The sequence below is a fragment of the Paenibacillus zanthoxyli JH29 genome, assembly GCF_000520715.1.
Taxonomy (GTDB): domain Bacteria; phylum Bacillota; class Bacilli; order Paenibacillales; family Paenibacillaceae; genus Paenibacillus_AQ; species Paenibacillus_AQ zanthoxyli.
On record NZ_ASSD01000424.1, the window covers coordinates 1 to 7895 of the forward strand.

Consider the following 7895-nt stretch of genomic DNA (forward strand, 5'->3'; position numbering starts at 1 on the left):
TAAGTCTTAAATGCTATGCGGTCAAGGTACTAGTACATCTTATACATCAAATGCTTCACTTACTTGGGGTCAACCACTTTCTATTGGTTATAGCTATACTGTTAATACAACAACCGCTGAAAAAAATTGGTCTAAGGCTGCCACAACTAGCTTTACAACCCCTTAAAAATTACGAGGTCACTGAAAAAGTCTCTTCAAAAAATACGCGAAAAAAAACGAGCCTCTAGAATCGTTTCTAAGGCTCGTTTTGCGTTCCGGGAATCATATTTGACCCCCTCAAAATGTTGAATTTCTAAAAATCAAGTAGTTTTTCAGTGCCCTCAAAATTACTAAGGAATTTTTAATGCCGCCAAAGCATGTTATTAATAAATACAGTGTATTTGGCGGCATTACTATATAATTATTTTTAAAAAATTATAGGAGGGACTATGAAGAGTAAATACTCTTTATTTATTTTGATAATAGGATTGGTATTATTAACAGCTTGTTCCCCAAAAGCCAGTATTGAGACAGAAAACGAAGACAATTATGCTCTTCCATATAATTATGCACAGATAATAAATTCAAATATTAGCTATTTAAAATTCATACTTAATCAAAACGTCGAAATCAATGAAATAAAAAATATTAGTAAAGGATACTCGTTCGCATTTGATAATAGCTCTGTATATAATTACCTAACCCCAAATATGAAAATTATTTTAGAGAAAATTAATCATGACATGGCTACTGAAGCAATTGAGTCAGTCAGTTTGCTTTACAATGTAACTGGAAAGGTATTGGAAATTTCGAGATCTGATTCTTTCGGTGATAGGTGGGAAAAAATAAAATATATGGGTCTACTCGATGTGATTGAAGAGATTGATCCTAATAAAAGTGCTTCATCTACAAATGATTTAACATTATTTAATATTCTTCAAAACCCTCAAGAAGTTGTGGAGAAAAATAAACTTGAAGCAGTTAATAATTATTTAAAAGGAATTAATGAGAAACTCCAACTTATCAATGAACAAATATCAAATCTTTTATAAACCATCCACTACTCTTACTTAATAAAAAATCACCTGATAATTTTATATAGTAAAATAAAACACGAATCGATCCCTACATTATTCTATAGGGTTAATTACATTACTGGACAGTCAAAAGTTCTACACCTCTAAGAAACCAGCGAATCGCGCTCCACATGAGCGTTTTCCTGCTTGGATTTAATTATTTTCGTTATAGATAAGTAAGGATTTTGAGCAAACATGCGAAAAATAGACTCGCGTAAATAAGCGGCAACGCTGGCCTCTGAGACCACGGCATGGGAAGGCGTTCGCAGATAGCGGAAAAACAGCCCCGAGGTTCGGCCTGAAAACTGCAAGGCGACGAGTTGTAGGAGTCCCATCGCCATGCACTGGCACATTACGAACCCCTCGATCGCTTGGATCGTTTTCTGGATGCGCTGCCGGTCTTGCTCGTTCGTTACAGCTTCTAGCGGATGAGCTTCCTCTTTTCTTAAAAATCGGTTCAGCTTCGGCATGGACTTGCTCCAGAAGCGGTAGCCGAAGGCGTGGGTGACCTGCTTCATTATGATTGACCGTTACGCCGATATCATGCCGAACATGCAGCAAGAGACAGCGGATCTCTTCGGCAGCGTCTTCTTCGATTCAAATCTCTTAGCAAGCCCTTTAGCCATATAAATGGCACCAAAATGGCACCAATTCTCTAAAAAAAGCATAAATCAGGCATTATATTCAGTCCATAAAAAGCAAAAAACCCTTAATTATCAAGGGTTTTTTTATATAGGACGGATGGGGATCGAACCCATGACCCCTACCCTGTCAAGATAGTGCTCTCCCGCTGAGCTACCGTCCTGCAACGAGATTTATAATACCATAAGGCAGAGTGGAGATGCAACTCTTTTTTAAAAATATGATTTTGTGAGAAGGAAGCTGAGAAAATCTCAGCTTGGCGGGAGCGTTGTGTGCAGCCGGAACGTTACGCCGATCGTACAGCATACGCTTGAATGTTTACGTAAAAACGGCGGCTTTCCCAGGGAGGAAGGCTTGGCCGCTTTTTGTTTTGCCACGATAAGTGGATGCCGCCTTTTATATTGATGTTAAAGCGGGTTACTGCATGCTTTTCCAAATATGATATAATATGGGCTTGTAATCCAAGTCGGGTTTGAAGGGGGATTCGGTTGAAAATCGGCAAGCGGATATTGCGGCTTCAAACGACGATATTTCTGATGATTTGCGCGGTTGTGGCGATGGTGCTGATTGTCGTCTATACGATGTTCGGCATACAGGTTTCCCGGCAGACGAAGGAATCACTTGAAAATAAAGCTATCTCCATTTCGCGAACCTTATCCCGTACACCAACGGTAATCGAGAGTCTGAGCGGAGTGGGCGATCCGGAGGCTATTCAACGTTACGCCGAGCGGATTCGGTTGGCTAACGGGGTAGAATTTGTGGTCGTGCTGGATATGAACGGCATTCGTCTAACGCATCCGGACCCGTCGAAGATCGGAAAGCATTTTCTGGGAGGGGACGAGATGAAGGCGCTGCATGGACAGGAATCCGTCTCCCAGGCCAAAGGTTCGCTCGGCAACTCCGTCAGAGCGTTCTCGCCCGTCTTCGGCAAAGGCGTCCGCCAACTGGGAGCTGTAGCCGTGGGTGTTTCCCTGAGCAGCGTGCAGACGGCCATCGGGCAAAATGAATGGATTATTTATTGGGGAGTTTTTATCGGCGCCTGTTTGGGCGCGGCTTCAGCCTTTCTGCTGGCACGCAAAATCAAACGTATGCTGTTCGGCATGGAGCCGGGGGAAATTGCCAATCTGCTAGAAGAGCGTAACGCTATGCTTCAATGTGCCAAAGAAGGCATCCTCGCCATTGACGGACAGTCGCGCATCACGCTGGCCAACGCGGAGGCGATGAGGCTGATGAGGGCGGTCGGACTGAAGGAAGAACCGGTCGGACGCCCGGCGGGCGAATTCTGGCCCGCTCTGCGCATGAAAAAGGTGCTGGATACCGGCATACCTCTTCAGGACATGGAAGTGGCGCTGAGCGGCCTTACTCTGCTGGTCAATGTGGCTCCTGTCAAAGTCGGAGGAAGAATAGAGGGCGCTATCGCGACTTTTCGGGACAAAACCGAAATCGGCCTGCTGATGGAGAGACTTTCGGGGATCTCGCTGTACGTGGAAGCGCTGCGGGCGCAGACCCATGATTTTATGAACAAGCTGCATGTAATTATCGGGCTTGTACATATGCGCCGGTATGATCGGCTGGAGGAGTATTTAACGGGAACGATTGAGCGCATTCAGGCGGAAACGGGTACGGTTGTCCGGCAGATCAAGGACCCGGTGATGGCGGGATTCCTGCTTGGCAAACTGAGCCGGGTCCGCGAAGCGGGAGTACGGCTTGTCATACGGGAGGACGGAATACTGCCGGAATCCGCAAATCCCGAAGTTTCGCGGGAACTGGTCACTATTATCGGAAATTTGCTTGAGAATGCTATTGAAGCTCCTGCGGGCGAAGCGGACAAAGTGATACGGATTGGCTTTTTGTACAAAAATCGCATGCTGACCATTACCGTCGAAGACAACGGCAAGGGCATTTCCGAGGAGAACGGCAGGCATATTTTCGATCAAGGTTATTCGACCAATGGCAAGGACAGAGGCATCGGTCTATATCTCGTCGGGCGGAGCCTAGGTAAACTGGGCGGCAGTATAGATTGGAGAAGTCAGCTAGAAGAAGGTACGCTGTTCACTGTAAAATTACCTTACTTGGCAAAGAGTGATGACCAACATGATTAATGTTCTTATTGTGGAAGACGATCCGATGGTAGCGGAAATGAACAAGTTTTATTTGGAAAGCGTCGAGGGCTTCTGCGCCCAAGGGTGGGCCCGTACCGCCGGAGAAGCGCTCCAAATGCTGGAGCGGCGCACGTCCGACCTGATCCTGCTTGATATCTACATGAAGGAAATGAACGGTTTGGAGTTATTATCGGAGATACGAAGCAGAGGGATGCGAGTAGACGTTATCGTCATTTCGGCGGCCAGCGACAAGGAGAGCATACAGAAGGCGCTGCACAACGGGGCGGTTGATTATTTAATCAAGCCGTTCGAGTTCGCCCGGTTCCGTGTCGCCCTTGCCGCATACAGGGAACAAAACCGGTTGTTCAAGCGCCAGGACCGGCTGAATCAGGCGGAGCTGGACCGGTTGTCCCGCTTTAAAAGGGAACAGGGAGCGCGTGCGGAGCTTCCCAAAGGGTTTACAAAGCCTACGCTGCATACGGTCTGGAAAGCGATAGAGAGCTGCTCGGCCCATCCTTTCACGATTGAGGAAATAGCGTCGCTTACCGGCATTTCCCGGGTGACTGTCGGCAAGTACCTTGCCGGGCTGGCGGAAATGGGCGTGCTGGAAATGGATATGATATACGGAACGGTCGGAAGACCCGTTCAGAATTACAACATGCTCCCGAAAGGTAAGGCGCTTATCTCACCGTATTTATAAGCTTCTTTGGCGAAAATATCCGCACCGGCGGCAAATGGACTCCTTCGCAGATCAACTGCGGCGGAGTCTTTTTTTAACGCAAGCTTTAGTAGATCGTCTGCTTAAATAACTTTCATAACTCCATCAATATTTACGAAAAAACAAAACGGTTTTCACCTGCGCTATGATGGACTTGTAAAAAATCCCAAGTAGGAGGAGGTTGTGAAATGCAAAAAACGATTCAATCCGCCGGCGCCCGCGATGGAACGGCGGTCATCAGAGGGGAAAAGAAAAGCCTGCTTCGGCGGTTGACGGGACTTAAAGTCGGTGTGCTCCCGCTTCCTCTTTATCTTGCATTCGCATTGATCGTCCTGTCCTCGGCCCAGTTAGGGGATCTCCCGAAGGACATGATCGGCGGGTTCGCGGTTATTATGGTCCTGGGTATTCTGCTGAGCGATTTGGGGTTTAAACTCCCCATTCTGAAGAGCATCGGCGGGCCGGCCATCCTCTCTCTGATGATCCCTTCGTTTCTGGTATTTTGGAATCTGATCAGCCCGGAAGCGATGGACTCGGTTAATATGTTGATGAAGACGTCGAACTTTCTGTATCTGTACATCTCCTGTCTGGTAGCGGGAAGCATCACGGGAATGAACCGGAAGACGCTGATCGACGGCTTTATCCGGATATTCATCCCGATGCTGGCCGGAACTTTGGCCGCCGTAGCCGCCGGTGTGGGGATGGCCCTGCTTCTCGGTTACAGCGCGCACCGGGCGTTCTTCTACATCGTGGTGCCGATTATCGGCGGCGGCGTCGGTGAAGGCATACTGCCGCTGTCCATCTCTTTCTCGCAGATTCTCGGCGGAGAGTCGGGCAGTTACGTCGCGCAGATGATTCCGGCCGCCGTTATCGGCAATGTATTCGCGATTATCGGGGCCGGGCTGCTGAAGCGGTTGGCCGAGAAGAAGCCCGAATTGACCGGCAACGGCGTGCTGGTCATGGAGAAGAATGGCCAAAAGCTGGGCGGAAGCGCTTATGACGGCGAACCGATCAATTTTCTGCTGATGGGCGCGGGACTGCTCTTTGCCTGCACGCTGTTTATCTTCGGCCATTCCCTTTCGCCTTACGTCGGAATTCCGGGGCCGATCCTGATGATTTTTGCCGCCGCCGTAATCAAAATCGCCAGGCTGCTTCCGGCCAAAATCGAACAAGGGGCTTATCATCTTTACAAATTCGTCTCCGGCAGCCTGACCTGGCCGCTGATGGTTGGCCTCGGCATGCTGTACATCCCGCTTAAGGATGTCACCAAAATGATTTCGATCCCGTACATCATCGTGTGCGCCACGGTCATCGCGGCGATGATCCTGACCGGATTTTTTGTCGGCAAGCGAACCCGGATGTATCCGGTGGAGGCGGCGATTGTAACGGGCTGCCGCGGCGGCTTGGGCGGGACGGGCGACGTAGCTATCCTGTCGGCTTCCGGCCGGATGGAGCTGATGCCGTTCGCGCAAATTTCCACGCGGATCGGAGGAGCAATTACCGTCGTCGCGGCCGCTTTTTTAATAGCGATATGGCAGGGTTGATCATGGCAGGCTGGAGTCCCCGGGTAATTTCCGGCTTTTATCCGGCTTTGTGTGACGCATGTGGCGGAAATGTTCCCTTGTAATATGATTGAATTAAGAAATATAGACAAGATACCGATTAATGATTAGGGATGACGCCCATCCTAGTTCAGGATAGTATAGAACAAGACCTGAATGGACGAATACGGTCAGCCAATAACAGGAGGTATTCCCATGAATGTGGAGGAAATCATGCTGCTGCATCAAGGCGGCAAACTGGAGACAACATTGAAGCATCCAATTGAATCGATGGAGGATTTGGCGAAGGTCTATACGCCAGGAGTAGCCAAGGTATGTCAGGCCATCGCTTCAGACCAGGATAGAGCATATGAGCTGACCACCAAAAAAAATACAGTGGCGGTCATCAGCGACGGTACAGCGGTACTGGGACTTGGCGATATCGGCCCGAAAGCCGCAATGCCCGTTATGGAAGGAAAGGCAGCCCTGTTCAAGCAGTTCGCCGATGTGGATGCGGTGCCGATCTGCCTGGATACGAAGAATACGGAAGAGATTATCGCGATTGTCAAGGCGCTCGCTCCCACTTTTGGCGGCATCAACCTGGAGGATATTTCTTCTCCCCGCTGCTTCGAAATTGAGCGCCGTCTGAAGGAAGAACTGGATATTCCGGTGTTCCACGACGATCAGCACGGTACGGCCATTGTGGTGCTGGCAGGTCTGCTTAACGCGCTGAAAGTGGTAGACAAAGACATAAAGGATGTCAAAATCGTCGTGAACGGCTGCGGGGCGGCAGGCATATCGGTGGCTAAAATGCTGCTTAACGCGGGCGCCGTCAATCTGATTGGTGTGGACCGGGAAGGCGCCATTAACCGGCTGAACGTGTATGACAAGCCGCACTGGACCGAATTCGCGCAGATAAGCAATCCTAATCTTGAACAAGGCTCTTTATCCGATTGCATCGTCGGTGCGGATGTATTTGTAGGCGTTTCGGCGCCTAATGTGCTGAAGGTCGAGGATGTCCGGAAAATGGCCAAGGACCCGATCGTCTTCGCCATGGCTAATCCGACGCCGGAGATTGATCCTGCACTTGCCGCTCCATACGTAAAGGTTATGGCGACGGGGCGCTCTGATTATCCGAACCAAATTAACAACGTGCTCTGCTTCCCGGGCATCTTCAGAGGCGCTCTCGATTGCGGCGCCACCGACATCAATGATGCAATGAAGCTCGCGGTAGCGGAAGCGATTGCCGCGTCTGTCGATCCCTCTGAACTGAACGAACAGTTTATTATTCCGAACGCTTTCGACAAGCAGGTCGTTGAATGCATCCGGAAGGCGGTGGCTGAGGCGGCGATCCGAACCGGAGTTGCGAGAAAAATGCTTATTAGCGTAAACTAATCCTCTTATCTAAAAAACGAACCGGCCAATCCTCCGTTGGCCGGTTCATTTGTTGTTAAGCCTCTAATATTCCGTCAGCCGCTATAAGTCAGCCGCTATAACTCGGCGTAATTAAATGCGGACCCTGCCAGCCGCTCACCTCTGCGCAGCTTCTCGCGGACGGCCAAGATGGCGGCGTCCGCTTTTTGCAATTCCTCAAGCAGCGCCGATTCGTCCTGATCGCTCTCCAGCACGCCTGCTATGCCGCCGCTCTTCAGCACAATTCGGCTGTGGGCGAGCAGGGCTAAGATCGGATCATGGGTCGCCATCAGCACAATCTTCTGATTTTGCACCAGAATATCCAGCGCCTGTCTGCGGTCAATCCCCGCATTCTCGATCTCGTCAATCAGCACGATCGGGCTGTCGGATAAAATGGCGGTATCCGCAATCATCAGGGAGCGTGATT

8 protein-coding genes and 1 tRNA gene are annotated in these 7895 nt (G+C 49.5%); 5 read left to right on the forward strand and 4 right to left on the reverse strand.

Annotated features, from left to right (window positions below; genetic code table 11):
- The first annotated feature begins 428 nt into the window (after window positions 1-428).
- Window positions 429-1031 (forward strand): hypothetical protein, encoded by a 603-nt coding sequence (locus tag L691_RS0116055; RefSeq protein ID WP_025691471.1) that lies wholly within the window; start codon window positions 429-431, stop codon window positions 1029-1031.
- A gap of 128 nt (window positions 1032-1159) precedes the next feature.
- On the opposite strand, the gene L691_RS0116060 is transcribed toward L691_RS0116055, so the two are convergent.
- From L691_RS0116060 to L691_RS33985, 3 genes are all read right to left on the reverse strand, one after another.
- Window positions 1160-1573 (reverse strand): hypothetical protein, encoded by a 414-nt coding sequence (locus L691_RS0116060; RefSeq protein WP_232229206.1) that lies wholly within the window; start codon window positions 1571-1573, stop codon window positions 1160-1162.
- A gap of 215 nt (window positions 1574-1788) precedes the next feature.
- A tRNA-Val gene (locus tag L691_RS0116065) sits at window positions 1789-1860 on the reverse strand.
- An 88-nt stretch (window positions 1861-1948) separates the two neighbouring features.
- Entirely contained in the window at window positions 1949-2074 is a 126-nt protein-coding gene (locus L691_RS33985) for a hypothetical protein (RefSeq protein WP_269634860.1), read from the reverse strand.
- A gap of 111 nt (window positions 2075-2185) precedes the next feature.
- Here L691_RS33985 and dcuS point away from each other — a divergent pair, with 111 nt between their 5' ends.
- From dcuS to L691_RS0116085, 4 genes are all read left to right on the forward strand, one after another.
- A complete protein-coding gene (gene dcuS, locus L691_RS0116070) occupies window positions 2186-3799 on the forward strand; it encodes a DcuS/MalK family sensor histidine kinase (RefSeq protein WP_025691473.1) in 1614 nt (537 codons plus the stop codon).
- The gene (locus tag L691_RS0116075) at window positions 3792-4499 is read left to right on the forward strand and encodes a response regulator (protein WP_025691474.1); all 708 of its coding nucleotides are present in this window, start codon (window positions 3792-3794) and stop codon (window positions 4497-4499) included. Before dcuS ends, L691_RS0116075 begins: the two co-directional genes overlap by 8 nt.
- 206 nt (window positions 4500-4705) lie before the next feature.
- Window positions 4706-6058: a 2-hydroxycarboxylate transporter family protein gene (locus L691_RS0116080; protein ID WP_036737248.1), complete on the forward strand. Its 1353-nt coding sequence runs from the start codon at window positions 4706-4708 to the stop codon at window positions 6056-6058.
- A 213-nt stretch (window positions 6059-6271) separates the two neighbouring features.
- Window positions 6272-7450, forward strand: coding sequence for an NAD(P)-dependent malic enzyme (locus L691_RS0116085; RefSeq protein ID WP_025691476.1), 1179 nt, complete (start codon window positions 6272-6274; stop codon window positions 7448-7450).
- Between the two features lie 95 nt (window positions 7451-7545).
- Here L691_RS0116085 and L691_RS32880 read toward each other — a convergent pair.
- The coding region (locus L691_RS32880) for an ATP-binding cassette domain-containing protein (protein ID WP_036737250.1) at window positions 7546-7895 on the reverse strand (350 nt) is incomplete at its 5' end.

What these genes read in the sequence shown, in the direction of transcription:
- L691_RS0116055 (WP_025691471.1), top strand. Translation starts at nt 429, where the DNA reads ATGAAGAGTAAATACTCTTTATTTATTTTGATAATAGGATTGGTATTA.
- L691_RS0116075 (WP_025691474.1), top strand. Translation starts at nt 3,792, where the DNA reads ATGATTAATGTTCTTATTGTGGAAGACGATCCGATGGTAGCGGAAATG.
- L691_RS0116080 (WP_036737248.1), top strand. Translation starts at nt 4,706, where the DNA reads ATGCAAAAAACGATTCAATCCGCCGGCGCCCGCGATGGAACGGCGGTC.
- L691_RS0116060 (WP_232229206.1), bottom strand. Translation starts at nt 1,573, where the DNA reads ATGAAGCAGGTCACCCACGCCTTCGGCTACCGCTTCTGGAGCAAGTCC.
- L691_RS0116085 (WP_025691476.1), top strand. Translation starts at nt 6,272, where the DNA reads ATGAATGTGGAGGAAATCATGCTGCTGCATCAAGGCGGCAAACTGGAG.